Source organism: Isoptericola sp. NPDC056605 (assembly GCF_042792795.1).
GTDB lineage: Bacteria > Actinomycetota > Actinomycetes > Actinomycetales > Cellulomonadaceae > Isoptericola.
Genome location: NZ_JBHTVT010000012.1, coordinates 82927 through 107598, shown reverse-complemented (window position 1 = coordinate 107598; position 24672 = coordinate 82927). Strand labels below are relative to the sequence as shown.

The following is a 24672-nucleotide window of genomic DNA, read 5'->3' as shown; positions in this document are numbered from 1 at the left end:
GTCGCCTCCTCAGGCCAGCCGGTGGTCGACGAGGAAGGCCGCCAGCTGCTCGCCGGCGTCGCCCGTGTCGACGATCCTGGTGCCGGCCGTGCGTGGCGGCCGACGGGTGATCGCGGTCATGATCGAGCGCGCGGCGTCCGAGGGCTCGGGGTCCGCCCCCAGGTCGGTCGCCGTGACGGTCTCGACGACCTTCTTCTTGGCGGCCATGATCCCCTTGAAGCCCGTCAGCCGGGGCCCCGGCGCGGCCTCGGTCACGGAGACGACCGCGGGCAGCGGCGCCGAGACGCGCAGCGTGGCGGCGTCCGACACCCGCACGCCGGTGACCTCGGTGTCCGTGATCGTGACCTCGCGCAGCGCCGTCGCGCACGGCACGCCGAGCGTCTCCGCCACGGCGGCGGGCACCGCTCCCCCGGCCCCGTCGGTGGACGCGTCGCCCGCGACGACGAGGTCGGCTCCCGCGTGCCGCACCGCGGCGGCGAGCACCTCGGCGGTCAGGACGACGTCCGCGCCGACCAGCCTCTCGTCCACCACCTGGAGGGCCGACGTCGCCCCCATGGCGAGCGCCTTGCGGAGGCTGGTCTGCGCGAGCTCGGGCGCCATGGCGATCACGACCACGTCGGTGTCGGGGTGGTCGTCCGCGTGGGCCAGGGCCGCCTCGAGCGCCCGCTCGTCGATCTCGTCGAGGACGGCGTCGTCGGCGCTGCGCTCCGCGAGCCCCGTCTCGAGGGACAGCGTGCGGTCGCCGTACGTGTCCGGGACCACCTTCATCAGGACGGCGATCTTCATCGGCTTCCTCTCTCGTGACGGTGCAGTGCGTGCGCGGCGGCCTCGGCGAGCGCGGGGACGCCGTCGGCGAGGGCCGGGGCGAAGGAGTCGTCGGGCCGCTGCCCGTCGAGCCACCGGGTGTAGATGGCCTCGCAGAAGATCGCCGACTTCCACAGGGCGAGCGCCTCGTACCAGGGCAGCTCCCCTACGTCGGCGCCGGTGCGCGCCGCGTACCGGTCGACGAGATCCGTGCGCGTGGGGAACCCCGGCCCGGCGGTGACGGGCGTGAGGTCCATCGGCGTGGGCGCGGCCCCGGGCGCGGAGTAGGTCGCGACGAGGTAGCCGAGGTCGGCGAGCGGGTCGCCGAGCGTCGCCATCTCCCAGTCCAGGATCGCCGCCACCCGCCCGGGCGCAGCGAACATGAGGTTCCCCAGCCGGTAGTCCCCGTGCACGACGGCGGCCCGGTCCGACGCGGGCACGGTGGCCGCCAGCCGCTCGGCCAGGGTCTCGACGAGCGGCACCGACCGCCGGGTGTTCAGCGGCCACAGCTGGGCGAACCGGCGGACCTGGCGGTCCAGGTAGCCGTCCGGCCGGCCGAGGCCGGCGACGTCGCCGTCGAGCGGGACGGCGTGCAGGTCCGCGAGCGCGTCGACCGCGGCGTGCACCAGGTCGGCGCGGGCGCCGCGGCCGTCGAAGCCCGCGGGGAGGTGGTCCGTCACCACCTGCCCCTCGACCAGCTCCATGAGGTAGAACGGCGCCCCCACGACGGCAGGGTCGTCGCAGACCGCACGGACGACCGGCACCGGCACGCCCGCCGCCCCCACCGCCGCGACGACGCGCGCCTCGCGCAGCATGTCGTGGGCCGACGGCGGGAAAGGGGGCCGCGGGCCGCGCCGGAGGACCACGCGCTCCCCGCCGCGCCGCAGCTCGTACGTGACGTTCGCCTGGCCGTCGCCGATCCGCCGCCATGCCAGCTCCCCGGCGGGCATCCCCACGCCGTCGAGGAAGCGCCCGAGCGGCTCGAGCACCAGCAACGGCGGTCGCGCGGGCGCGGCGACGCCGTCCCCCGCGGGCAGCGCACGCACGACGTCGACGCCGTCCGGCGCGCTCGCGAGCGCCGTCATCGTCGCCCCTCCGCCCGGTCCAGGACCCGTTCGCCCGCGTCGACCTCCCGGCGCCGGCGCGCGACGGCGCGGCGGGCGATCGCCCAGCGGTGCGTCTCGCTCGACCCGTCGTAGACGCGGAACGGGCGCACCTCGTCGAGGAACGCGGCCAGCGGCAGCTCGAGCGTGACGCCGTCTCCCCCGCACAGCTGCACGGCCCGGTCGACGACGCGGCCCACGGCCTCGGAGCAGTGCACCTTGGCGATCGACGAGGCCTGCGCACCCGCCCGGACGTCACCGTCCTCCAGCGCCGCGGCCGCCCGGTCGATCAGGGCGGCGCTGCTGGCGAGGTCGATCTCGGAGTCGGCGAGCAGGCCCTGGGCGAGCCCGAGGTCGGCGAGCGGGGCGCCGAACAGCTCGCGGTGCCGCACGCGGTCGAGCGCCGTGTCGTGGGCCCGACGGGCGAGGCCGAGCCAGCGCATGCAGTGCGTGAGCCGGGCGGGGCCGAGGCGCACCTGCGCGTGGCGGAAGCCGTCGCCGGGCGTGCCCAGCACGTCGCCGTCGGCCACGAAGCAGTCGGTGAGCGAGACGTGCGGGTGCCCGCCCGTGATCGCCCGCTCGAGCGTGCGGATGCGGTGACCGAGCTCGAACCCGTCGGCGTCGGTACGGACGAGGAAGAGCGTCGCGGCGTCGTCCCCGAGGTCGGGCGTGCGGGCCATGACGATGGCGAAGTCCGCCTCCTCGGCCCCCGAGACGAACCGCTTCTCGCCGTCGAGCACCCAGCCCCCGTCGACGCGGCGGGCGGTGGTGGCCAGCGCGGCCGGGTCCGACCCTGCTCCGGGGTGCGGCTCGGTCATGGCGAAGCACGACCGCGCCTCGCCGGCGGCGAGCGGGGCGAGGAACCGCTCCTGCTGCTCGGCGGAGGCGATCCTCTCGAGCAGCAGCACGTTCCCCTCGTCCGGGGCCATGCAGTTCAGGGCCGCGGGCCCGACCGGGGAGTACCCGGCCTCCTGGAAGACGGCGGACCACGCGCCCAGCGGGAGCCCCAGCCCGCCGAGGCGGACCGGCACGTGCGGGGCGAAGACGCCCGCCTCGCGCGCCCGCTGCTGCAGCGCGCGGCGCCCGGCGGCGTCGAGGGCCGTCCCCGCCGGCGGCTCCGCGGGGAGCACGACGTCCCGGACGAAGCGGCGGGTGCGCTCCACGACACCGGCGACGTCGACGGCGCCCACCCTCCCCCGCGCGCTCACGCCGTCCCTCCCGCGGCCAGCAGCCCGCCGTCGAGGGTCAGCACCTGGCCGGTGACCCAGCCCGCCTCGTCGGAGCAGAGGTAGGCCGCGGCGGCGGCCACGTCGTCCGGGCTGCCCAGCCGCCGCATCGGGTAGGCCGCGGCCACCTCCTCCTCGCGCCCCTCGTACAGGGCGCGCGCGAACTGCGTCCGCACGACCGCCGGGGCGAGCGCGTTGACCCGGACCCGGGGGCCGAGCTCGGCCGCCAGCGTCACGGTGAGGTGCGAGACCGCGGCCTTGCTCACGCCGTACCACCCGATCCCCGGCGACGGCACGGCCCCGGCCACCGACGACATGTTGAGCACGGCCGCGCCGTCCCGCGCGCCCAGCCCGGCGGCACAGGCCTCCTGGACCCAGCCCAGCGTGCCCAGCACGTTGACGTCCAGGATCTTGCGGGCCGCCTCGGGGTCCAGGTCGACCAGCGGCCCGTACACGGGATTGATGCCGACGTTGTTGACCAGGACGTCCAGCCCGCCGAGCTCGCGCACGGCGGTACCGATCGCCTCGCGCCGGTGCGCGGGGTCCTGGGCGCGGCCGGCCACGACGCGTACCGGGACCCCGTCCCCGAGCGACTCCGCCGCGGTGGCCAGCGCGTCCGCCGACCGCGCGGTCAGCACGAGCGCGGCGCCCTCGGCCGCGAAGCGCCGCGCGATCGCGTGCCCGATGCCGCGGCTCGCCCCGGTGACGACCGCGACGCGGCCACGCAGCCGGTCGCCGCCCGTCGTCGGGGAGGGGTGCTCTCCCATGTCACGCTCCCTTGCGCGATTGCTTAATGCAGATTCAAACCTCGGGAGCATCGCATCATGACTAGAGGTCAGGATCAAGCCCTGGTAGCCGCGGTTTCTAACATGGTATAAAAAGTGGGACGTCGAGATCAAGGATGATCGGAGGCAGCATGACCGGCATCATCGGGCCGCGTGACCTGTACGAGGACGAGCACGAGCAGTTCCGCGACATGGTGCGCGCCTTCGTGGAGCAGTACGCGCGCCCCCACGCCGACCGCTGGGACGCCGAGGGGCGGGTCGACCGCAAGCTCTTCGTCCAGGCGGCCGAGGCGGGGATCCTCGGGTTCGGCATCCCGGAGCGCTTCGGCGGCGGCGGGTCGGACGACTTCCGCTTCAACGCGGTGATGGGCGAGGAGCTCGCCCGCCACCCCGTGTCGTCCGGGATGGCCGGCATCGCCCTGTCGAACGACATCGTCATCCCCTACTTCACCGACCTGACGACCGAGGAGCAGAAGCAGCGCTGGCTCCCCGGCATCGCCGCCGGCGAGACCGTCGTGGCCGTGGCGATGTCCGAGCCCGGCACCGGCAGCGACCTCGCAGGGATCCGCACGTCGGCGGTCCGCGACGGCGACGACTACGTCGTCGACGGGTCGAAGATCTTCATCTCCAACGGGCAGAACGCCGACCTGGTGGTCACGGCCGTGCGCACCGGGGAGCACCCGCACCGCGGGCTGAGCCTGCTCGTGATCCCCGCCGACTCCCCCGGCTTCTCCCGGGGGCGCCGGCTCGACAAGATCGGCCTGCACGCCCAGGACACGAGCGAGCTCGCCTTCCAGGGCGTACGCGTCCCGGCCGCGAACCTGCTCGGCGAGGAGGGCACGGGGTTCGCGGGCCTCATGCGCAACCTCCCGCAGGAGCGCATCTCCATCGCCGCGGCCGCCGTCGCCTCCAGCGAGGGCGTGCTGGAGCGCACGCTGGAGTACGTCAAGCAGCGACAGGCCTTCGGGCAGCCGATCGGGTCGTTCCAGAACACCCGCTTCGAGCTCGCCGAGATGGTCACGGCCGTGCGCGCCGGCCGCGCGCTGATCGACGGCTGCCTGAAGCGGCACGACGCGGGATCCCTGGATCCCGAGGACGCCGCCGCCGCCAAGTTCTGGACCACCGAGCAGTACGTCGACGTCGTGGGCCGCTGCCTGCAGCTCCACGGCGGCTACGGCTACATGCGCGAGTACCGCATCGCGCGGGACTACGAGGACGCCCGCATCACCACCATCTACGGAGGCACGACCGAGATCATGAAGGAGATCGTCGGTCGGGGCCTCGGGCTGTGAGGACATCCGTGACAGAGGCATACATCTACGACGCCGTCCGCACGCCGCGCGGCAAGAACCGCGGCGGGGCGCTCCACGGCGTCAAGCCCGTCGACCTGGTCGTGGGGCTGATCCACGCCCTCGGCGAGCGCCACCCCACGCTCGACCCGGCGGCCGTCGACGACATCGTGCTCGGCGTCGTCTCGCCCGTCGGCGAGCAGGGCGGCGACATCGCCCGCACCGCGGCGCTCGTCGCCGGCCTGCCCGAGACCGTCGCGGGCGTCCAGCTCAACCGGTTCTGCGCCTCGGGCCTGGAGGCCGTCAACGTCGCCGCCCAGAAGGTCGCCAGCGGCTTCGAGGACCTCGTGCTGGCGGGTGGCGTCGAGTCGATGTCGCGCGTGCCGATCGGCTCCGACGGCGGCGCCTACGTGCAGGACCCGACCACGAACTACGACCTCTACTTCGTCCCGCAGGGCATCGGCGCCGACCTCATCGCCACGCTCGACGGGTTCTCCCGCGAGGACGTCGACGCCTACGCCGTGGAGTCGCAGCGACGGGCCGACGAGGCGTGGCGCGAGGACCGGTTCGCCCGGTCGGTCGTGCCGGTGCGCGACCTCAACGGCGTCACGCTGCTCGACCACGACGAGCACCGCCGGCCGGGCTCCACGGTCGAGAGCCTGGGCCACCTCAAGCCCGCGTTCGAGATCCCCGGGGCGCAGGCCGGCTACGACGCCGTGGCGCTGCAGAAGTACCACTGGCTCGAGTCGATCGACCACGTGCACACGGCCGCGAACTCGTCGGGCATCGTCGACGGCGCGGCCCTGGTCGTGGTCGGCAGCAGGGAGGTGGGCGAGCGACTCGGCCTCACGCCGAGAGCGCGGGTCGTCGCCACCGCCGTGACGGGCTCGGAGCCCACCATCATGCTCACCGGACCCGCCCCCGCCACGCGCAAGGCGCTCGATCGTGCGGGCCTCACGGTCGACGACATCGACCTGTTCGAGCTCAACGAGGCCTTCGCCTCGGTCGTCATGCGGTGGGAGCGCGAGCTCGGCATCCCGCACGACAAGGTCAACGTCAACGGCGGGGCGATCGCCATGGGGCACCCCCTGGGCGCCACGGGCGCGATGATCCTCGGCACGCTGCTCGACGAGCTGGAGCGCCGCGACCTGCGTCGCGGCCTCGCCACGCTGTGCGTCGGGGCGGGCATGGGCATCGCCACCATCATCGAGCGGGTCGAGGAAGGGGAGACGGCATGAGCGTCATCGAGGACCGGGCGGGCGTGCAGGGCGGGTACGCCTGGGACGAGGACGGGGACGGCGTCGTCACCCTCACCATGGACGACCCCGACCGCGGCGCCAACACCATGAACGCCCACTTCCGGGCCGCGCTCGAGGCGAGCGTCGAGCGCCTCGAGGCCGAGCGCGACCGGATCTCCGGCGTCGTCCTCGCGTCGGCGAAGAAGAGCTGGTTCGCCGGCGGGGACCTCGAGCTGCTCCGCTCCGCCGACCCGGCGCGGTCGGCCGAGGAGACCGCGGACATCGAGCACGTGAAGTCGCTGCTGCGCCGGATCGAGCGGCTCGGCCGGCCGGTGGTCGCCGCGATCGACGGCACGGCGCTGGGCGGGGGGCTCGAGGTCGCGCTCGCCACCCACCACCGCATCGCCGCCGGCGACGTCAAGGGCCTGCGCCTCGGCCTCCCCGAGGTCTCCCTCGGCCTGCTGCCCGGCGGCGGCGGCGTGAGCCGCACGGTGCGGATGCTCGGGCTACAGAAGGCGCTGGCGGACGTCATCCTGCCGGCCACGAAGTTCACCGCCGCGGGCGCGCTCGAGGTCGGCCTCGTCGACGAGGTGGTCCCCGCGGCGGAGGTCCGCGACCGCGCGAAGGCATGGATCGCCGCGAACCCCGACCCGGTCAAGCCGTGGGACGTCAAGGGCTTCCGGCTGCCCGGCGGCGCGCCGACCTCCCCGTCCCTCGCACAGGCGCTCGCGGCGATGCCCGCGATGCTGCGCCGGCAGGTCAAGGGGGCCCCGATGCCCGCGCCGCGCGCCGCGATGGCGGCCGCCGTGGAGGGGGCGTACGTCGACTTCGACACCGCCTCGACGATCGAGACCCGCTACCTGGTGCAGCTCACGCACTCGCCGGTCGCGAAGAACATGATCAAGGCGTTCTTCTTCGACCTGGAGAGCATCAACGCCGGCGCCAGCCGGCCCGCCGGGTACCCGACGTTCCGGGCGAAGAAGGTCGGCGTCGTCGGCGCCGGGATGATGGGCGCCGCCATCGCCTACGTGGCCGCCCGCAGCGGCGTCGACGTCGTGCTCAAGGACACGTCGGCGGGTGCCGCGGAGCGGGGCAAGGACTACGGGCGCCGCCTCGAAGAGAAGGCCCTGGGCCGCGGGAGGACGACGCCGGAGGCGAGCGCGGCCCTCCTGGAGCGGATCTCCACGACCGACGACCCCGCCGACTTCGCGGGCGTGGACTTCGTCGTCGAGGCGGTCTTCGAGTCCGTCGACCTCAAGCAGTCCGTGTTCCGGGAGATCCAGGACGTCGTCGAGCCCGACGCCGTGCTCGGCTCGAACACGTCCACCCTGCCGATCTCGCTGCTCGCCGAGGGGGTCGACCGGGCCGAGGACTTCATCGGGATCCACTTCTTCTCCCCCGTCGACAAGATGCCGCTGGTCGAGATCGTCCGGGGCGCGCGCACCAGCGACGTCGTCCTCGCGAAGGTCTTCGACTTCGTGCTGCAGATCCGCAAGACGCCCATCGTCGTCAACGACGCCCGGGGCTTCTTCACCTCGCGGGTGATCGGCCGGTTCATCGACGAGGCCGTCGCCGCCGTGGGCGAGGGCGTCGAGCCCGCGTCCGTGGAGCAGGCCGCGCTCCAGGCCGGGTATCCCGCGGGGCCTCTGCAGCTCCTCGACGAGCTCACGATCTCCCTCACCCAGAAGATCCGCACCGAGACACGGGCCGCGCACGAGGCGGAGGGCGGCACCTGGACGGCGCACCCCGCCGAGGCGGTCGTCGACTGGATGGTCGACGACCAGGACCGGCCCGGACGCAGGGCGCGGCGCGGCTTCTACGACTACGACGAGGCGGGCCGGCGCACGCGCCTGTGGCCGGGGCTGCGCGACCGGTACGGCTCGGGGAGCGCCCGGGTGCCCCTGGTGGACCTGCAGGAGCGGATGCTCTTCGCCGAGGCGCTGGACGCGATCGCCTGCCTCGACGACGGCGTGCTCACCTCCGTCGCGGACGCCAACGTCGGGTCGATCTACGGCATCGGGTTCCCCGCCTGGACCGGCGGGGTGCTGCAGTACGTCAACCAGTACGACGGCGGCCTGACGGGCTTCGTCGCCCGTGCGCACGAGCTGGCCGACACCTACGGCGAGCGGTTCCGGCCACCCGCCTCCCTGGTCGCGCGGGCCGCCGCCGGCGAGACCTACGAGTGAGCGGGGGGACGTCGTGATCAGCACGCGCTTCACCGAGGCGTTCGGGATCGAGCACCCGGTCGTCCAGGGCGGCATGATGTGGGTCGGCCGGGCAGAGCTGGCCGCCGCGGTCTCCGAGGCGGGCGGGCTGGGCATCATCACCGCGCTCACCCAGCCCACCCCGGCCGACCTCGTCAGGGAGATCGAGCGGGCCCGCCGCCTGACCGACAAGCCCCTCGGCGTCAACCTCACGATCCTGCCGGCGATCGACCCGCCGCCGTACGACGAGTACCGGCGGGCGATCGTCGACGCCGGCATCACGATCGTCGAGACCGCCGGCTCCAACCCCGAGCCGCACATGGAGATGTTCGGCGCCCACGGGGTGCGGGTGATCCACAAGTGCACCAGCGTGCGGCACGCGCTCAAGGCCCAGGCCGTCGGGGTGACGGCGGTGTCGATCGACGGGTTCGAGTGCGCCGGTCACCCCGGCGAGGACGACGTGCCCGGCATGGTGCTGCTCCCGGCCGCCGCGGACCGGCTGACGATCCCGTTCCTCGCCTGCGGCGGGATCGCGGACGGCCGGGGCCTGGCGGCGGCGCTGGCCCTCGGGGCCGACGGGGTCACGATGGGCTCGCGGTTCATGTGCACGGTCGAGTCGCCCGTCGCGCCGGCCGTGAAGGAGCGGATCGTCGCCGGGTCGGAGCTCGACACCAACCTCATCTTCCGCTCCCTGCGCAACACGGCGCGGGTCGCGAAGAACGCCGTCAGCGACGAGGTCGTCGAGATCCTGGCGGGCGGCGGGCGGTTCGAGGACGTGCGCGACCTGGTCGCGGGCGCCCGGGGCCGGAAGGTCTTCGAGCACGGCGACCTCGACGCGGGGATCTGGACCGTCGGGCTCGTCCAGGGCCTCATCCACGACGTCCCGGCCGCCGGGGAGGTGGTCCGCCGCACCGTGGCCGAGGCCGAGGAGGTGCTGCGGGCCCGGCTGGAGCTGGTCAGCCGGCCCCGGCTCCGTGCCTGACCATCCCCTGCGCGGTCGCCACCAGCTCGTCGAGGGAGCGCGTGCGCGGGTTCCACCACTCGACCACCCAGTTCATCGCCCCCAGCAGGAGCAGGCGGAAGGTGTTGACGTCCAGGTCGGCGCGCACCTCCCCCGCCTGCTGGGCGGCGACGAACAGGTCGCGCCACAGCCTGCTGTAGAGCGCCTCCTCGGCGGCCGGGCGCACCCGCAGCTGCTCCGGGACGTGCCCCGCGTTGCGGATCGAGGCGGTGGCGTAGTCGGACAGCTGCAGCTCGTAGCGCAGGTGCGCGTCCACGGCCACGAGGAGCCGCTCCATCGCGGTGGTGCCGTCGGGCAGCGCCTCCAGCGTCTCCTCGACGTGGAGCCGGACGCGGTGCGCACCCTCCCACATGACCTCCTCGACGAGACCGTCGCGCGAGGAGAAGTAGTAGTAGATCGCGGGCGCCTGGACGCCGGCGACCGCGGCGACGTCGGCGAGGCGCGTGCCCGCGTACCCCTTGCGCGACAGCACCTCGGCGGCCGCGTCCAGGATGCGCTGTCGCGTCTGCGCCGATTTCGACGCCGGTCGCGTCGCCTCCGTCCCGGTGACGTCCATGCTCCGATCCTAGCCTGATTTCTAACCAAGATTAGAGAAATCCTTGCGCGTCGTCCCGGAGCGGCCCTAATGTGTGACTCGCGATTTACTTGTCTGCTCGACGTGGAGTAGGAGACCGGCGATGACGCTTGCGGACCAGACCGCCCAGGCCGGGCGGGAAGCCCGGCAGATCACCACGTACCGCCCCGTCGACGGCGAGCCCGTCGCCAGCTACCCGGTGGCGGACGCCGCCCAGGTCGGCATCGCCGTCACCAGCGCCCGGGACGGCGCCCGCTGGTGGCGCGAGCAGGGCTTCGCCGGACGTCGCGCGCACCTCCTGCGCTGGAAGTCGCACGTCGCGCTGCGCGCCCGGGAGCTGGCCGACCTCATCGCCGCGGAGACCGGGAAGCCGGCGGACGACGCCCTGCTCGAGGTCATGCTCACCCTGGGGCACCTCGACTGGGCGGCGAAGAACGCCGCCCGCGTGCTGCGCCGCCGCCGGGTGCGCGCCGGCCTGGTCAACTACAACCAGCACGCCACGGTCGGCTACGAGCCCTACGGCGTCGTGGGCGTCATCGGGCCGTGGAACTACCCGCTGTACACCCCCATGGGCTCGATCTCGTACGCGCTCGCCGCCGGCAACGCCGTCGTCTTCAAGCCCAGCGAGCTGACGCCCGGCCCGGCCGTGTGGCTCGCCGAGCGCTGGCGGGAGGCTGTGGGGCACGACGTCCTCGTCGCCGTCACGGGCGACGGGGCGACGGGCGCCGCGCTCGTCGCGGCCGACGTCGACAAGGTCGCGTTCACGGGCTCCACCGCGACGGCGAAGAAGGTCATGGCGGCCGCCGCCGAGCGGCTGGTGCCGATCGTGGCCGAGTGCGGCGGCAAGGACGCGCTGCTCGTCGCGGCCGACGCCGACCTCGACGCCGCGGCCGACTTCGTCGTCTTCGGCGCGATGGGCAACGCGGGCCAGACGTGCGTGGGCGTCGAGCGCGTCTACGTCGTCGAGGCGGTGCGCGACGCCCTCGTGTCCCGTGTCGTGGAGCGGGCGGGACGGCTGCGCACCTCGGGCGCCGACGCGCAGTACGGCCCGATGACGTTGCCCGCCCAGGCGGACGTGGTGCGCCGGCACGTCGAGGACGCCGTGCGGTCGGGCACGGCGGTGCTCGGTGGTACCGAGAGCGTGCACGGCCGGGTGATCGACCCGATCGTCATCACCGACGTCGACGAGCACTCCCTCGCGGTGCGGCACGAGACGTTCGGCCCGCTCGTCGTGATCAACACCGTCGCCTCCCTCGAGGAGGCGGTCGAGCGGGCGAACGCGACCCCGTACGGGCTCGGCGCGGCGGTCTTCACCAAGGACGCCCGCGCGGCGTCGGCGGCCGCCGACGCCCTGCGCGCCGGCGTCGTGACCGTGAACTCGGTGCTCGGGTTCGCCGCGGTCGCGGCCCTCCCCTTCGGCGGGGTCAAGGAGTCCGGATTCGGCCGCATCCACGGCGCCGACGGCCTGCGCGAGTTCAGCACGGTGAAGTCCGTGGCACGCCAGACCCGGAAGGCCGCGCTGAACCTCCTGACGATGGACCGCACCGAGAAGGACATGCACCTGGTCGCCAGGATGATCCCGCTGCTCCACGGTCGCGCGAAGGGCTCCCGGGGCTAGGGCCCGGATCCAGGGGCGGTGCCGGTCACCTCGACCGTGATGACCCGGCCCCCTCCTGGTCGGTCACGACCACCGGTGCGGACGCTCGCGACCCCGGCGCCACCAGCGTGAACTCCGACCGGGTCACGTTCCCGGCGACGTCGAACACCTCCAGCGTGTTCGCGCCCAGCACCGCGCCGAAGGCTCCCGGCTCCACCTGGTTGACGTCGCTCCACGGGTTGTCGGCCAGGTCCTTGGGCTTCCCGTTCACCACCACCCGGTCGACCCGGTAGGCATCGAACACCTTGAACGACACGCTGCTGAACCCGCCGGGCGCCGCCACCGACTCGTCCTTGACGGTCACGGTGGGAGGTGCGTCGTCCAGGACGAACCTCATCGTCGTCACGTTGCCCGCCACGTCGAGGACGCTCAGCTCGTTGTCTCCGGCCCTCCCGCCGGAGACGCCCGGCGCCACGCCGTCCAGGTCCGACCAGACGTCGTCAACCAGATCTCGCTCGGTCCCGTTCAGGATCAGCTTGTCGACGAACCCCTCGTCGTGGAACCGGAACGCCACGTGCCCGAAGACTCCGTCCCGACCCTGAGACCCGGGCTTCACGGAGATCACCGGTCCGGACGTGTCCTGCTCGACGACCGCGGGCCCATGGGTGAACGTCAGGTACGGAGAGGTGTGCAGGGTCGACACGGGCCGGTCGGCGACGAGAACGGAGTCGGCCGCCTCGGACGGCCAGTGGGCGTTCAGGATCTCGAAGTAGCTGACGGTGGACTCGCGCACCTGCCGTCCGTCGAACACGTACTCGATCGTGCGGACGTTGGTCATCCCGGAGGGGTCGCCCTGCCACACCGGGAAGGTCTCCGGCTCGGCGACCCACCCGGAGACGGCTTCGTACGCCTGCCGGAGCGAACGCCCGCTCGGCGACCGGTAGTCGTACAGGTCGACGCCGTTCACGAGTGCGATCTCGGCCGCGATCGTCTGTGGCTGCAGGGTGAAGTGGGTGTACCAGATGCCGTGGCTTCCCGTCCCGTCGTTGCGGGAGATCTCCAGGGGGAGGGTGCCGTCGGCATCGATCTGGTGCTCGACGAAGTACTTCCACCGGTGGACGGCCGTCTGGAAGAGCGCCTCGTCCTCGAGATACGCAGCGGTGGCGATCACGAGGACCATCCCCCAGTTCCCCCAGTTGTTGGTCCGGTCCATGGTGTTCGCGTTCAGGGACCCGCCGCGGAGGAAGGCGGTGAACGCGGCGCGGTCGCCGGCGCTGAACCCGTCGTAGTCGTCGATGAGGTCGGCCGCGAAGATCATCGCGGGGAAATGGTAGGAGAACGTGAGCCCCGAGTCCTCGGTCGTGCGGACCTCCTGCACGTGCGACCAGGCACGGATCATCTTGGCTGCCGCCTCGGCATACACCTCCTCACCGGTCACGGAGTACGCGATCCCGGCGGCATACGCCTGGTTCGCGTCGTCCAGCAGTGCGTGCTTTGCCGCACGGTTGGCGTCCGCCCCCGCGTAGAAGGGCGGCACCTCCCAGATCTCCGGCGCCTGGGCATCGCGCGAGACCGCTCGTTCCGCCTGAGCGAGGACGTCCTGCCACGCGATGTCCTGCGGGTTCCGGGTGACACGGTCCCGCAGCTCGGCGAGCTTGGCCTCGCCGAGGAAGACGCCGCCCCAGTCCGTCCCCGCGGCAGGAGGTGGCTCCTCCTCGACGCCGTCGTCGTGGGAGATCCGGACGTCGTCGAAGGTCGCGAACGCGGCGCCGACCACGAGGCCGACCTTCCCGCGGGTGAACTGCGTGTCCGTGGTCGAGATCGCCGGCTCGGTGGCGCCGTCGACGAAGACCTCGAGGCTCGAGCCCTCCGCCCGGAGCGTGAGCGAGACCGGAGCCTTCCGTGGGTCGATGCCCGTCGACGCCGTCGCGATGGTGGAGACGGCGGTCGGATCGGACGCGTGAGGCTTGACCAGGGCCAGCTGCCCGTTCATGCGCAGGAACGCGGTGTAGCCGCTCTGCCGGAAATCTTCCTGACCGGCCGTCATGCGGGTCGACAGGCCGACCCAGCTGTTGCTGTCGGCGGCGTCCGTGGCTCGGACGTTCACCGTCGTCGCGGAGTCACCGAACTGCCATCGCGTGAGGTGCATCGCGCGGGGTCCGGTCAGGGTCTCGCCGTCGACTCGGGCGGCGCCGTCCTCGGCGGTCCACCGTCCGCTCTCGACCGTCCAGTCGTCGAGGCCGTTCGCGAAGTCTTCGGTGTGGGTGCTCTCGAGTGGTGCAGCGAGTGCCGAGGGCGCGGCGAGCGACAGCAGGAGGACTGCCGACAACCCCATCGTGGCTATGCGATTCATAGGACCATTCCTCATCCTTGGGGATTGGAGACGAACATCAGTACCGAAGACGAAAGGCGATGTGCCCAGGACTCGTGAAAGGTCACCTCGAGGCGTCGAGTCCCAGCCGCTGCCGGTAGCCCTGGCGCAGCACGGTCGCACCGCCGAGCAACGAGGCGCCGCCGTCGACCACGATCTCGGCCCCGGTCACGCGGCTCGCCGCCCCGGACATCAGCCAGGCGACAGCCTCAGCGAGGTCGCTGGGCTCGACGAGCTCCCTCAAGGGGGTCGTGTCGAGCAGGGCGGCCTCGTCCTGCGGCTCGAGGCGGCCCACGGTGTGCGGAGCTCGCGTCCAGCCCGGGGTGACGAGGTTGGCCCGGACGCCGACGTGGCCGTACTCGGCTGCGACCTGGCGCACGAGGGCCGCGACCGCGGCCTTGGCCGCGGCGTAGGCGGGATACCCGGGCTGGGGATCCGCGGCGTGCACGGAGCCGATCACGCAGACCGGCCCGCCGGTGTGCCGAAGCGTGCCGACCCCCGCCCGCAGCGAGTGGAACACCGTGGTCAGGTTCGACCCCAGGATGGTGTCCCACGACGCCTCGTCGAGCTCGTGGATCGATCCTCCGGACGTGGTCCCGACGGCCACCGCGAGCCGGGCGAGGCCGCCGGCTCGGGAGATCTCCGCGAACGCGGCATCGACCGCCCCACCATCCCTGGCGTCCACCGGCAGCACCAGGGGCCGCTCGGGCAGGCTCGCGGCGACGTCGGCCAGCCGCGCCGCGTCCCGGTCGAGGAGGGCGACCGTCCCCTCGCCCGCGAGCCGGGCGGCGATCGCGGCGCCGATCGCGCCGCCCGCACCCACGACGGCCGTGACGCCCTGCACCGTGCTCATCCGACCCTCCTTCGTCCTGACGCCCGCCGAACCTCGCGCGCGCCGCCTGACCTCGGGACAGCTGTCATCGCGCGCGGAACTCTTCCACGGCGGACCAGTCCAGCGAGATGCCGAGCCCGGGGCCCGTCGGCACGCCGAGCGAGCCGCCGGAGAAGTCGAACGGCTCGGTCGCGAGAGCGTCGCGCAACGGGTTCGGCAGCCGGTTGTACTCGTAGATCCGGAAGTTCGGCACGGCAGCGGAGAGCTGGAGCGCCGCGGCGAGGCCCACCGCCGACCCGACGCCGTGCGGCGCGATGTCCACGTGGAACGTCTCGCACAGCGCCGCGATCTTCCGCGACTCGGTGATCCCGCCCGCGCGTGCGAGGTTCGGCATCACGACATCGACCGCGCCTGCCACGAGGAACTCCCGGAAGTCCCATCGCGTGAAGAGGGTCTCGCCGTTGACCAACGACACCGGGAGGGACGACCGGATGCGCCGGTAGCCGGCGACGTCGTCGACGGCGACGGGCTCCTCGATCCAGGTGATGCCGAGATCGACCAGTCGGCGCGTCACATCGGTCGCGACGTCGGCGGTGTACGCGCAGTTCAGGTCGACGAGCAGCTGGCGGTCGGGGCCGATCGCCTCGCGCACGGCGGCAGCGTGCGCCACGTCCACGGCCGCGCCTCGACCCAGCTTGAGCTTGAGCGCGTCGAACCCTGCGGCGACGAACCCGAGAGCGTACTCGGCGGACTCCGCCGGCTCGTCGAGCATCGGCACCGGGCTCGCGTAGACATCGATCCGCTCCCGGTGCGGGCCGCCGAGCAGGCGGTGCACCGGGAGTCCCAGCGCCTTGCCCCGAAGGTCCCACAGGGCGAGGTCGATGCCGCTCATCGCCTCGAGGTAGTACCCCCGGACCTGCCCGCCCCCGCTCATCGAGGAGTAGACCTTCGACCACAGCCGATCGACGGCATGGGCGTCCTCGCCGAGGAGCAGGGGCTCGATGATGTCGTGCACGATCTGCGCGGTCACCTTCGGAGCGGGCAGCCCGTAGCACTCCCCGACGCCTTCCAGGCCATCGTCCGTCCGGATGCGGACGAGGGTCGAGTACTGCCCCTTGCGCTCCAGGGTCCGGTGGCTGGCAGCGGGCCGCAGGAGCCACCCCGGGACGTCACCGTCGGGGTACAGGCGGCTGAACGGGGCGAGCATCGGGATGGCTTCCACCGAGGCGATCCGCAGGGGCGAGGTGGCGTCGGCCGGCGTGGCAGGGAAGGTGTCGAGGACGCTCATCTCAGTCGGCCAGCCCCTGCATCGCCGCCTGCGCGTCGTCGAGCGCGTCCTGCGCCGACTTCTTCCCGGTCATGGCCGCCTGGATCTCCTCGGCGAGCTTCGCCTCCATCTGGGCGTAGTTCGGGAACTGCCACAGCGGGTTCGGCGCGGCACTGTCCGTGATCTGCGACTGCCAGGTCGAGGCGTACGGATCGGAGGTCAGAGCCTCGTCCTTCAGGGCCGCGTCGGTCGTGGGGACCGACCCGATCTCCTTGTACCGGTTGACGCCGACCTCCGGCGTCGAGGTGTAGTACTTCGCGAACTCGGCCGCGGTCTGCGTCGGCCCCTCCTCGAACACGACGATGAGGCCGCCCCACGCGAGGGACTGCGGCGCGTCGCCCGGCGCCACGACCGGGCGCGCCACCGGCACGGTGTGGTCGATGAGCCCGGGGTCGGTCGCCTGGTCGGCGATGGTCCCCCGCACCTGGTTGGCGTCGTCGAAGAACGCCGTCTTGCCCTGGACGTAGAGCGTGCGCGCCTCCGGGCGGCCGAGGCCGAGCTCCACGAGACCGTCCTGGTTGAGCTGGGTGAGCCACTCGAGGGCCTTGACGGCGCCGTCGTCGTTGACGGAGATCTTTCCGCCGGCGACGATGGCGGACCCGAACGTGCGGAACCAGGGGATGAAGTCCTTGATCGCCTCCGGCTTGGTCGCCAGGGCATAGGGCACGACGTCGTCACCGAGCGCCTTGACCTTGCGCAGCGCGTCCTCGAAGTCCGCGACGGTGGCGGGCGCCTCGGTGACACCGGCCTCCTTGAGGAGCTGCTCGTTCTGGATGAGGCCGATCGAGCCGGTGTACCACGGCAGGCCGTACTGGACGCCGTCGACCTGGCCGTTCTTCAGCGCGGCTTCCGTGTAGTCGGCGCCCTCCGAGTACGCGGACAGGTCGGCGAGGACGCCTGACGCCGCGAGGGAGGGCAGGTCAGCGATGTCGAGCTGGGCGGCGCCCGTCGTCGACCCGTCGCGCGAGCGCAGGATCAGCTGGTTCTTGTACTCGGCGAAGGGGAACGTGACCAGGTCGGCCGTGACGTCGTGCTCATCGGTGAACTCGGCGACCTCCTGCTCGATGAGGGCTCTCTGGGCGTCCTCGCCATAGTTCCAGCTGGTGAACGTGAAGTCTTCGTAGCTCTCCGGCGCGCCCGAGGGAGCGGGACCGGCAGGGTCGACGCCGGTCGAGCAGGAGGCCAGTGCGAACGTGGCCGCGATGCCGGCGGCTGTGACGGCCGCGAGCCGGCGGCGGCGGGCCGCGGCGCTGGAGTGGTGGTGAGACATGGGACGGTCCTCTCCGATGAGGTGGGGTCGGGTGTCAGGTGGTCCGGGGGTCAGCCCTTGACGGCGCCGGAGCTCAGCCCGGCGACGAAGTACCGCTGCAGTGCGAGGAAGACGACGATGACCGGGAGCGAGGCGACCAGGGACGCCGCCATGAGCTCGGGCCATCGGTCGCTGAACTCGCTGAGGTAGGTGTTGACGAGGCCGGGCGGCAGGGTGCGGGTGGCCTCGCCCGAGAGCGTGAGCGAGTAGACGAAGTCGTTCCAGCCACGGATGAAGGCGAAGAGACCCGCGGCGATCATGCCCGGGGCGACGAGCGGCATGAGGATGCGGTGGATGATCACCCGCTGCCCCGCCCCGTCCACCTTGGCCGCCTCGATGATCTCGTCCGGGACGTTGTCGAAGACGCCCTTCATCATCCAGACGCACAGCGGGAGCGTGAACGTGGTGAACGAGATGATCAGGGCGAGGTAGGAGTCGAGCAGACCCATCGCGCTGAACATCCCGTAGATGGTGATCAGCAAGAGGATCTGCGGGAACAGCTGCGAGACGAGCAGCAGGAACATGAAGGACCGGCGCCCCCGGTAGCGGAACTTCGAGAACGAGTAGGCGCAGTACATGCCCACCAGCACGCTCCCGACAGCGGTCACGGTGGCGACGAGCACGCTGTTGAGCAGGAAGTGCACGATCTGGCCGTCGCCGAGCACCCGCGCGTAGGAGCTGAGGTCGAAGCCCGTCGGCAGCAGCCGGGGAGGAAACTCGAAGACCTCCGACCCGGACCGCAGACTAGTCAGGACCATCCAGTAGATCGGCGCCAGGGCGAACACCGTGATGAGGGTCAGCGAGGTGCGCCGCCCCCAGGCGACCTGACGCGTCTCGCCGGAAGGGCCACCACGCGTCCCGACGGGGCGTGCTCGGTGGGGCGGGCGGCGCGTCGAGCCGCCTCGGTCGCGCACGGTCACCACGGGATCCTTCTCGATCTGAGTCGTCATCGCTCCTTCTCCGTCCCGCGCAGGTAGAGCACCACGACGGGCAGGAGCACGAGCATCCACAGCACGCCCAACGCGCCGGCGGTGCCGAGGTCGAAGCCCTTGAAGGCCGTCTCGTAGACGGCGAGGGAGAAGGTCGTGGTCGCCCCCGCCGGTCCCCCCTGCGTCAGGACGTAGAGGAGGTCGAACTGCTGGAAGTTCCAGATGAATTCGAGCAGCACGACGACGCCCGCGACGGGCGCGAGGCCGGGCACCGTGACGTGCCAGAACCGTTCCCAGGAGTTGGCGCCGTCCATGCGGGCCGCCTCGTAGACGTCGCCGGGGAAGGACTGCAGCGCGGCGAGGAGCATCACCATCATCCACGGGAAGGACGCCCAGGTCCGCGCCACGATCACGGCGGTCATCGCGCCGGGTCCCGACTGGAGCCAGCCCACGTTCTCGTCGACGATCCCGGTGGTCCGCAGCACCCCGTTGAGCACGCCGTAGTTCGCGTCGAAGATCCACAGCCACAGGAAGCTGACGACGACGCCGGGAAGCACCCACGGGAACAGCAGCACGCTCCGCAGTGCGGCGCGCCCACGCATGCGCTGGTTGAGGCCGAGCGCAGCGACGAGCCCGACCGCGAAGGGAAGCACGGTGGCGGGGACGGCGAAGGTGAGCGTCTTGGCCAGCAGCGGGCCGAAGTCGCTCTGAAACGCGGAGACGATGTTCTCCAGCCCGACGAACGACTTCTCCGACGAGATGAGGCTGGCGTCGAAGAAGGCATCCGCGAGCGCCGCGACGAGCGGATAGATGAGCACCGCGAAGAGCAGCGTCGCTGCGGGCGCGATGAGCAGTAGCGGGAAGCGATCTGATTCACCGCGGCGTCGCGGTGTCCTGGCCGTTGTGGGGTGGATGGCCACCGTGTCCTCCTTGACCGACGGGGATGAGCACACGATATACGAAATGCGAACGAGGGCAAGGCCGTGGCATCATCACAGGGCCGGGCGGCCGCAGCCCGCGTCGTCGAGGAGGAAGATGAACGCGTTCGTAGGACGCCCGCTGGTCGTCGACACCAAGGCCAGCCTGATCCGTCAACGTCTCGCCGAGGCGATCATCACCGGTGAGCTGCGCCCCGGGGACCGCATCGTCCTCGACGAGATCGCCCGCGAGTTCGGCGTCAGCAAGATCCCGCTCCGCGAAGCGCTGTCCGGCCTCGAAGGCGCAGGGCTCGTGGTCAACACCCCTCACGCCGGCCCCCGCGTCGCGCCGTTGCCGCGCCACGAGATCCACGGCGTGTACCGGCTGCGCGAGGCCGTGGAGCCTCTCGCGGTGCGACTCGCGCTCGAGCGGGGCGGCCGCCTCGCGGTCGAGCTGCGTGACATCAACGACCGGATGCGCCAGAGCCTGGGTGCCTCACCGGACTCGGAGATCAGCAGCCTCAATGCCGAGTTCCACCTCGCGGTGGCCCGCGCGACGACCTTCGCGACGGTGGTCGAGTCCGTGGACGGGCTGCTCGTCAAGATCCGGCGGTATCGGGCCGCAGGCTTCGCCGCGACCTGGGACGGCGTGATCGCGGAGCACGAGGCGATCGTGACGGCCGTCGAGTCCGGCGACGTCGAAGGAGCCGTGGAGGCCATGCGCGCCCACGTCCACGCCCAGGGAGCGAGCGAGGCGCCCGACGAGCTCGACGCCGCGAGCAGCGACTTCGTGAACAGCGACGACTGACGCCCTCGCCGTGGGCCGCCACGGCACGTACGGCTCCGGCACGTCGTGCCACGGAGCACCGACCCGAACCGGTCACTTCACGCGGGACGGACTCCCGACACCGACCTGGATCGGCGCTAGACGCCCAGCACGGTCTCCAGCACGGCCCCGATCCACCGCTTGGCCTCGGGCGCCGGGCTGCGGCGCAGCGCGACGCTCAGGTCGGCGACCACGTTGAAGCCGGCGTGCACGAGGAACCGCAGGTCGCGCGGGTCGAGGTCCGGACGCAACCGCCCGAGCAGCTCCACCCAGTCGTCGACGTGCGCGCGCTGGAGCCGCCGCAGGCGGCGCTGGTCCTCGGCGTCGAGCGCACCGACGTCCGCCGTGTAGACGTCCATGAGGTCGCGGTCCTCGACGGCGAAGCGGACGTACGCCGCCTCGAGGCTGTGCAGCGCCTCGCGGGGGTCGGGGCGGCCCAGCGCGTCGTCGGCCGCGGCGTCCAGGGCCGCCGCGGCCCGCTCGCACGCCGTGCGCAGGATCTCGGACTTGCCGCTGAAGTGTCGGTAGACGCCCGACGGCGTGATCCCCACCGCGGCGGCGATCTCCTCGATCGACGCCTCGTGGTAGCCCCTGCGGGCGAACGCCGCGATCCCCGCCTGCGCGAGCTGGTCGCGGCGTCGGCCCGGCGGCGCGGCCTCGACCGGTCCGTGCCCCTCCGCCGGCGCGGTCGGCGCCGGACCCGGCGCCTCGGTGAGCACGCGCATCGCCGCCTCGCGCAGCAGCGCCTGCAGCGCCGCGACGGCCATCGGGGTGCGGTGGGCGGTGACGCTCGCGATCACGCTCAGCGCGGCCAGGGCGACGAGGTCCAGCGTCGGCGGGTCGAGGTCGGGCCGCAGCATCGCGGCGGGCTCGGCGAGACGGCGCCGCAGGGCCGTGAACTCCGCGGCCAGGGCCCGGCGGTCCTCGGGGCGCAGGTAGCGGCTCTCCCAGCGGTAGATGTTCCCCGACGACCGCATCGCGACGGTCTCGCCCGAGACGGCGTCGAGGACGGCCGCGGCCTCCGTGCGCGCCGTCGCCGGAGTGCGGTCGCTCACCTCCCCCACCGCCGCGGTCGCGTCGGTCAGCCGGGCGACGAGGTCCATCGCGATCTCGCGGAACAGCTCGTACTTGTTGTCGAAGTGCCGGTAGAGCGCCGCCGCGGTGATCCCCACCGCGTCGGCGACGTCCTGCATCGCCACCCGGTGGTACCCGCGCTCCGCGAAGGCGACCGCGGCGGCCGCCTCGATGGTCTGCCGCCGGTCACGTGGGCGCCTCCTGACCTGGTCCGCCGCCCTCGCCTCGCTCACGGTGCACACACTAACGCCGGCCCCCCGCAGGGGCTGGCACTCCGATGTGAATGATGAGTAACATGATCTCGTCGACCCCCGCGGGCGGCAGGAACGGACGGGACGTGGCGACGGCGCCACGCCCCCCGACTCGGCTCACGTACGAAGAGGTGCATGCCATGAGCGACGCCACGGACGCCATCCCCCCGACTGTCCGCCGCAACCACTGGATGAACCAGGTCCTCACCCACGCCGCGACCAAGCCCGACGCGACCGCCTTCTCCTTCCAGGGCGAGGTGACCACCTGGGCCGACGCCGCCCGGCACATGGACACCCTCGCCGCGGCGCTCCGGCGGCGCGGCGTCGGCTTCGGTGACCGCGTCCTGCTCCTGACGCTCAACCACACCCTCGTGGTGGAGACCGTCTTCGCGATCAACCGCCTCGGCGCCGTCGCGGTCCCCATGAACGTGCGTCTCTCCCCCGCCGAGATCGCCTACGTCGTCGACGACGCCGACGCGGACCTCGTGGTCGTCGACCAGCCGCTCGCCCCCCTGCTCTCCGCCGCGCAGCAGCTCACCGACCGACTCCGCGGCGTCGTCGTGGTGGGCGACGCCGCCGACGGGCAGGAGAGCATCGCGGACCTCCTCGCCGAGCCCCTCGACGGCTTCGTCGCACCCGACGTCCCCGAGGACACGACCTGTCTCATCATGTACACGTCGGGGACCACCGGGCGGCCCAAGGGCGCCATGCTCGACCACCTCAACATGACGGCCCAGTCCCTCACCGTCCTGCGGGTGAACGAGATCTTCGACGAGTCCGACGTCGCCTTCCTCACCGCGCCCCTGTTCCACATCGCCGGGCTCGGGTCGATCGCCGCCAACTTCGTGGTCGGCATCCCGACCGTCATCCACCCGCTCGGCGCCTTCGACGCCGCGGCGCTCGTCGACGCGTGGGAGCGGGAGGGTGCCACCATCGTCTTCAACGTGCCGCAGCAGTGGCAGGCGATCTGCGCCGTCCCCGGCATCCGCGACCGCGACCTGCGGCTGCGCGTGATCAGCTGGGGTGCCGCGCCGGCGTCCGACACGTTGCTGCGCACGATGACCGAGACGTTCCCCGACGCCCTCAACGTCGCCGTCTTCGGCCAGACCGAGCTCTCCCCCATCACCTGCGCGCTGCGCGGCCGGGACGCGCTGCGCAAGCTCGGGTCGGTCGGGCGTCCGGTCCCCACCGTCCAGTGGAGGATCGTCGACGCCGAGCTCCGCGACGTCCCGACCGGGAGCATCGGGGAGATCGTCTACCGCGGGCCGAACCTCATGAAGGGGTACTGGCGCAAGCCCGCCGAGACGGCGGCGGCCTTCGACGGCGGCTGGTTCCACTCGGGCGACCTGGTCCGCCAGGACGAGGACGGCTTCGTCTGGGTCGTCGACCGGCTCAAGGACATGATCATCTCGGGCGGCGAGAACGTGTACTGCGCCGAGGTGGAGAACGCCCTCTTCGCGCACCCGCGGATCGCCGCGGCGGCCGTGTACGGCCGGCGCGACGAGCGCTGGGGCGAGGTGCCCGTCGCCGCCGTGGTCCTGACCCCCGGAGAGCCGCTCGGCCTCGCGGAGCTCCAGGACTGGCTGGGCGACACCCTCGCCCGCTTCAAGCAGCCCAAGGACCTCGTCGTCGTCGACGCGATCCCCACGAACGCGTCCGGCAAGGTGAACAAGGTGGCCCTGCGCGAGGCCGACCGCGGCGCCGTGACGGTCGCGTCGTGACGACGGCGTGGGCCCCCCCCCCCCCCGCGCGGCCCCCCCCCACCCCCCCCGCCCCCCCGGGGGGGCGGAGGGGGGGGCCCGCGGGGGGCGGGTTGGGGGGGGGGGGGGCTCCCGGGGGCCCCCCGGCCCGCCGCGGGGCCCCCGCCGCCTCAGGCCCGCGGACCGTCGGTGGGCTCGTCGGTGGGCCCGTCGGTGGACGTTGCCTCGACGTCGCCCTCGTGCTCGGTGGCGTGATCGGCCGGGTGGTCGGCCGGGTGGTCGGCCGGGTGGTCGGCCGGGTGGTCGGCCGAGTGCTCCTCACCGTGCTTCTTCCCGAACGGCAGCACGTGCATGACGGCGACGACGACGGCTCCCACGACCACGCCGACCAGGGCGGAGAAGAACGTGTTGACCAGCCAGCCGAGGAACCCGCCGATGCCGGGCACGGCGTGCGCGACGGCCTCCTCGAGGTGGTGCACGAACGCGTAGGGCGCGTGCCAGCCGAGCTCGTCGGTGCCGGTCAGCAGGATGTGACCGCCCACCCACAGCATCGCGACGGTGCCCACGACGGAGATCACGGCGAGCACCTTGGGCATCCCGGTCACGAGGGCGCGCCCCACGCGCTGGCTGGTCCGGGAGTCACGGCCCGCGAGGGCCAGGCCCATGTCGTCCATCCGCACGATGAGGCCGACGACGCCGTAGACGATCACGGTGATGGCGAGCGCGACGACCAGCAGGATGACCAGCCGCGAGAAGAACGGCTCGTGCGCCACCTCGTTGAGGGCGATGACCATGATCTCCGCGGACAGGATGAGGTCGGTGCGCACGGCGCCGGCGACGAGGCTCTTCTCGGCCTCGGGGCCCACCGTCGCGGCGGGCTTGTCGTGCCCCTCGTGCCCGCGCAGGCGACCCCAGATCTTCTCGGCACCCTCGAAGGCCAGGTACGTGCCGCCCACCATGAGGATCGGCGTGAGCAGCCACGGCGCCCACTGGCTGAGGATCAGGGCCACCGGGAGGATGTAGAACACCTTGTTCCGGATCGAGCCCCAGGCGATCTTCTTGACGATGGGGATCTCGCGGTTCGCGGCGACGCCGTGCACGTACTGCGGCGTCACGGCGGTGTCGTCGACGACGACGCCCGCCGCCTTCGCCGTCGCCTTCGCGGCGGCGGCCCCGACGTCGTCGAGCGAGGCGGCGGCGAGCTTGGCGATCGCCGCGACGTCGTCGAGCAGGCCGAGCAGGCCGGCGCTCACGCGACCGCTCCCGAGGGTCGTCGGCGAGCGGTCGGCGCGCCC

20 protein-coding genes are annotated in these 24672 nt (G+C 72.6%); 7 read left to right on the top strand and 13 right to left on the bottom strand.

What is annotated here, in order from left to right:
* Positions 1-9 precede the first annotated feature (9 nt).
* From ACFQ8Y_RS13720 to ACFQ8Y_RS13705, 4 genes are read right to left on the bottom strand one after another with little or no spacing between them, the layout of a single operon-like run.
* A complete protein-coding gene (locus ACFQ8Y_RS13720; protein WP_430585798.1) occupies positions 10-786 on the bottom strand; it encodes an electron transfer flavoprotein subunit beta/FixA family protein in 777 nt (258 codons plus the stop codon).
* A complete protein-coding gene (locus ACFQ8Y_RS13715) occupies positions 783-1889 on the bottom strand; it encodes a phosphotransferase family protein (protein WP_430585797.1) in 1107 nt (368 codons plus the stop codon). The genes ACFQ8Y_RS13720 and ACFQ8Y_RS13715 overlap by 4 nt, the downstream gene beginning before the upstream one ends.
* Positions 1886-3115, bottom strand: a complete 1230-nt coding sequence (locus ACFQ8Y_RS13710) for an acyl-CoA dehydrogenase family protein (protein WP_430585796.1) — start codon at positions 3113-3115, stop codon at positions 1886-1888. Before ACFQ8Y_RS13710 ends, ACFQ8Y_RS13715 begins: the two co-directional genes overlap by 4 nt.
* A complete protein-coding gene (locus ACFQ8Y_RS13705; RefSeq protein ID WP_430585795.1) occupies positions 3112-3900 on the bottom strand; it encodes an SDR family oxidoreductase in 789 nt (262 codons plus the stop codon). Before ACFQ8Y_RS13705 ends, ACFQ8Y_RS13710 begins: the two co-directional genes overlap by 4 nt.
* Before the next feature lie 149 nt (positions 3901-4049).
* On the opposite strand from ACFQ8Y_RS13705, the gene ACFQ8Y_RS13700 reads away from it, so the two are divergent.
* From ACFQ8Y_RS13700 to ACFQ8Y_RS13685, 4 genes are read left to right on the top strand one after another with little or no spacing between them, the layout of a single operon-like run.
* The gene (locus ACFQ8Y_RS13700) at positions 4050-5210 is read left to right on the top strand and encodes an acyl-CoA dehydrogenase family protein (RefSeq protein ID WP_430585794.1); all 1161 of its coding nucleotides are present in this window, start codon (positions 4050-4052) and stop codon (positions 5208-5210) included.
* An 8-nt stretch (positions 5211-5218) separates the two neighbouring features.
* Complete coding sequence (locus ACFQ8Y_RS13695; RefSeq protein WP_430585793.1) at positions 5219-6445, top strand: acetyl-CoA C-acetyltransferase; 1227 nt, start codon at positions 5219-5221, stop codon at positions 6443-6445.
* Positions 6442-8631, top strand: a complete 2190-nt coding sequence (locus tag ACFQ8Y_RS13690) for a 3-hydroxyacyl-CoA dehydrogenase NAD-binding domain-containing protein (protein ID WP_430549970.1) — start codon at positions 6442-6444, stop codon at positions 8629-8631. Before ACFQ8Y_RS13695 ends, ACFQ8Y_RS13690 begins: the two co-directional genes overlap by 4 nt.
* A complete protein-coding gene (locus ACFQ8Y_RS13685; protein WP_430585792.1) occupies positions 8540-9631 on the top strand; it encodes an NAD(P)H-dependent flavin oxidoreductase in 1092 nt (363 codons plus the stop codon). Before ACFQ8Y_RS13690 ends, ACFQ8Y_RS13685 begins: the two co-directional genes overlap by 92 nt.
* Here ACFQ8Y_RS13685 and ACFQ8Y_RS13680 read toward each other — a convergent pair.
* Positions 9606-10226: a TetR/AcrR family transcriptional regulator gene (locus tag ACFQ8Y_RS13680; protein ID WP_430549972.1), complete on the bottom strand. Its 621-nt coding sequence runs from the start codon at positions 10224-10226 to the stop codon at positions 9606-9608. The two genes, ACFQ8Y_RS13685 and ACFQ8Y_RS13680, sit on opposite strands and share 26 nt — an antisense overlap.
* A 121-nt stretch (positions 10227-10347) precedes the next feature.
* Between ACFQ8Y_RS13680 and ACFQ8Y_RS13675 the strand changes: the two genes are divergently transcribed.
* Entirely contained in the window at positions 10348-11862 is a 1515-nt protein-coding gene (locus ACFQ8Y_RS13675) for an aldehyde dehydrogenase family protein (RefSeq protein ID WP_430585791.1), read from the top strand.
* Positions 11863-11887: 25 nt separating this feature from the next.
* Here the strand turns inward: ACFQ8Y_RS13675 and ACFQ8Y_RS13670 are convergent, their stop codons facing one another.
* The 6 genes from ACFQ8Y_RS13670 to ACFQ8Y_RS13645 form a co-directional block, all read right to left on the bottom strand.
* Complete coding sequence (locus tag ACFQ8Y_RS13670; protein ID WP_430585790.1) at positions 11888-14176, bottom strand: alginate lyase family protein; 2289 nt, start codon at positions 14174-14176, stop codon at positions 11888-11890.
* Positions 14177-14276: 100 nt separating this feature from the next.
* A complete protein-coding gene (locus ACFQ8Y_RS13665) occupies positions 14277-15065 on the bottom strand; it encodes an SDR family NAD(P)-dependent oxidoreductase (RefSeq protein WP_430585789.1) in 789 nt (262 codons plus the stop codon).
* Positions 15066-15129: 64 nt separating this feature from the next.
* Positions 15130-16332, bottom strand: coding sequence for a mandelate racemase/muconate lactonizing enzyme family protein (locus tag ACFQ8Y_RS13660; RefSeq protein ID WP_430585788.1), 1203 nt, complete (start codon positions 16330-16332; stop codon positions 15130-15132).
* Position 16333: 1 nt separating this feature from the next.
* Positions 16334-17641, bottom strand: coding sequence for an extracellular solute-binding protein (locus ACFQ8Y_RS13655; protein ID WP_430585787.1), 1308 nt, complete (start codon positions 17639-17641; stop codon positions 16334-16336).
* Between the two features lie 50 nt (positions 17642-17691).
* Positions 17692-18630, bottom strand: coding sequence for a carbohydrate ABC transporter permease (locus ACFQ8Y_RS13650; protein WP_430585786.1), 939 nt, complete (start codon positions 18628-18630; stop codon positions 17692-17694).
* Positions 18627-19427: a carbohydrate ABC transporter permease gene (locus ACFQ8Y_RS13645; RefSeq protein WP_430585785.1), complete on the bottom strand. Its 801-nt coding sequence runs from the start codon at positions 19425-19427 to the stop codon at positions 18627-18629. Before ACFQ8Y_RS13645 ends, ACFQ8Y_RS13650 begins: the two co-directional genes overlap by 4 nt.
* A gap of 217 nt (positions 19428-19644) precedes the next feature.
* Here ACFQ8Y_RS13645 and ACFQ8Y_RS13640 point away from each other — a divergent pair, with 217 nt between their 5' ends.
* Positions 19645-20334 carry a GntR family transcriptional regulator gene (locus ACFQ8Y_RS13640; protein WP_430585784.1) on the top strand — a complete coding sequence of 230 codons (690 nt, stop codon included), beginning with the start codon at positions 19645-19647 and terminating at the stop codon, positions 20332-20334.
* A gap of 116 nt (positions 20335-20450) precedes the next feature.
* Here the strand turns inward: ACFQ8Y_RS13640 and ACFQ8Y_RS13635 are convergent, their stop codons facing one another.
* Positions 20451-21659, bottom strand: coding sequence for a TetR/AcrR family transcriptional regulator (locus ACFQ8Y_RS13635; protein WP_430549974.1), 1209 nt, complete (start codon positions 21657-21659; stop codon positions 20451-20453).
* A gap of 158 nt (positions 21660-21817) precedes the next feature.
* Here ACFQ8Y_RS13635 and ACFQ8Y_RS13630 point away from each other — a divergent pair, with 158 nt between their 5' ends.
* Positions 21818-23398: a long-chain-fatty-acid--CoA ligase gene (locus ACFQ8Y_RS13630; protein ID WP_430564768.1), complete on the top strand. Its 1581-nt coding sequence runs from the start codon at positions 21818-21820 to the stop codon at positions 23396-23398.
* Between the two features lie 149 nt (positions 23399-23547).
* Here the strand turns inward: ACFQ8Y_RS13630 and ACFQ8Y_RS13625 are convergent, their stop codons facing one another.
* The gene (locus ACFQ8Y_RS13625) at positions 23548-24630 is read right to left on the bottom strand and encodes a DUF808 domain-containing protein (RefSeq protein WP_430585783.1); all 1083 of its coding nucleotides are present in this window, start codon (positions 24628-24630) and stop codon (positions 23548-23550) included.
* Positions 24631-24672: the final 42 nt, after the last annotated feature.

Coding starts and splice junctions, on each gene's coding strand:
- ACFQ8Y_RS13720 (WP_430585798.1), bottom strand. CDS start 786: ATGAAGATCGCCGTCCTGATGAAGGTGGTCCCGGACACGTACGGCGAC.
- ACFQ8Y_RS13715 (WP_430585797.1), bottom strand. CDS start 1,889: ATGACGGCGCTCGCGAGCGCGCCGGACGGCGTCGACGTCGTGCGTGCG.
- ACFQ8Y_RS13705 (WP_430585795.1), bottom strand. CDS start 3,900: ATGGGAGAGCACCCCTCCCCGACGACGGGCGGCGACCGGCTGCGTGGC.
- ACFQ8Y_RS13700 (WP_430585794.1), top strand. CDS start 4,050: ATGACCGGCATCATCGGGCCGCGTGACCTGTACGAGGACGAGCACGAG.
- ACFQ8Y_RS13690 (WP_430549970.1), top strand. CDS start 6,442: ATGAGCGTCATCGAGGACCGGGCGGGCGTGCAGGGCGGGTACGCCTGG.
- ACFQ8Y_RS13680 (WP_430549972.1), bottom strand. CDS start 10,226: ATGGACGTCACCGGGACGGAGGCGACGCGACCGGCGTCGAAATCGGCG.
- ACFQ8Y_RS13675 (WP_430585791.1), top strand. CDS start 10,348: ATGACGCTTGCGGACCAGACCGCCCAGGCCGGGCGGGAAGCCCGGCAG.
- ACFQ8Y_RS13670 (WP_430585790.1), bottom strand. CDS start 14,176: ATGGGGTTGTCGGCAGTCCTCCTGCTGTCGCTCGCCGCGCCCTCGGCA.
- ACFQ8Y_RS13665 (WP_430585789.1), bottom strand. CDS start 15,065: ATGAGCACGGTGCAGGGCGTCACGGCCGTCGTGGGTGCGGGCGGCGCG.
- ACFQ8Y_RS13660 (WP_430585788.1), bottom strand. CDS start 16,332: ATGAGCGTCCTCGACACCTTCCCTGCCACGCCGGCCGACGCCACCTCG.
- ACFQ8Y_RS13655 (WP_430585787.1), bottom strand. CDS start 17,641: ATGTCTCACCACCACTCCAGCGCCGCGGCCCGCCGCCGCCGGCTCGCG.
- ACFQ8Y_RS13650 (WP_430585786.1), bottom strand. CDS start 18,630: ATGACGACTCAGATCGAGAAGGATCCCGTGGTGACCGTGCGCGACCGA.
- ACFQ8Y_RS13640 (WP_430585784.1), top strand. CDS start 19,645: ATGAACGCGTTCGTAGGACGCCCGCTGGTCGTCGACACCAAGGCCAGC.
- ACFQ8Y_RS13630 (WP_430564768.1), top strand. CDS start 21,818: ATGAGCGACGCCACGGACGCCATCCCCCCGACTGTCCGCCGCAACCAC.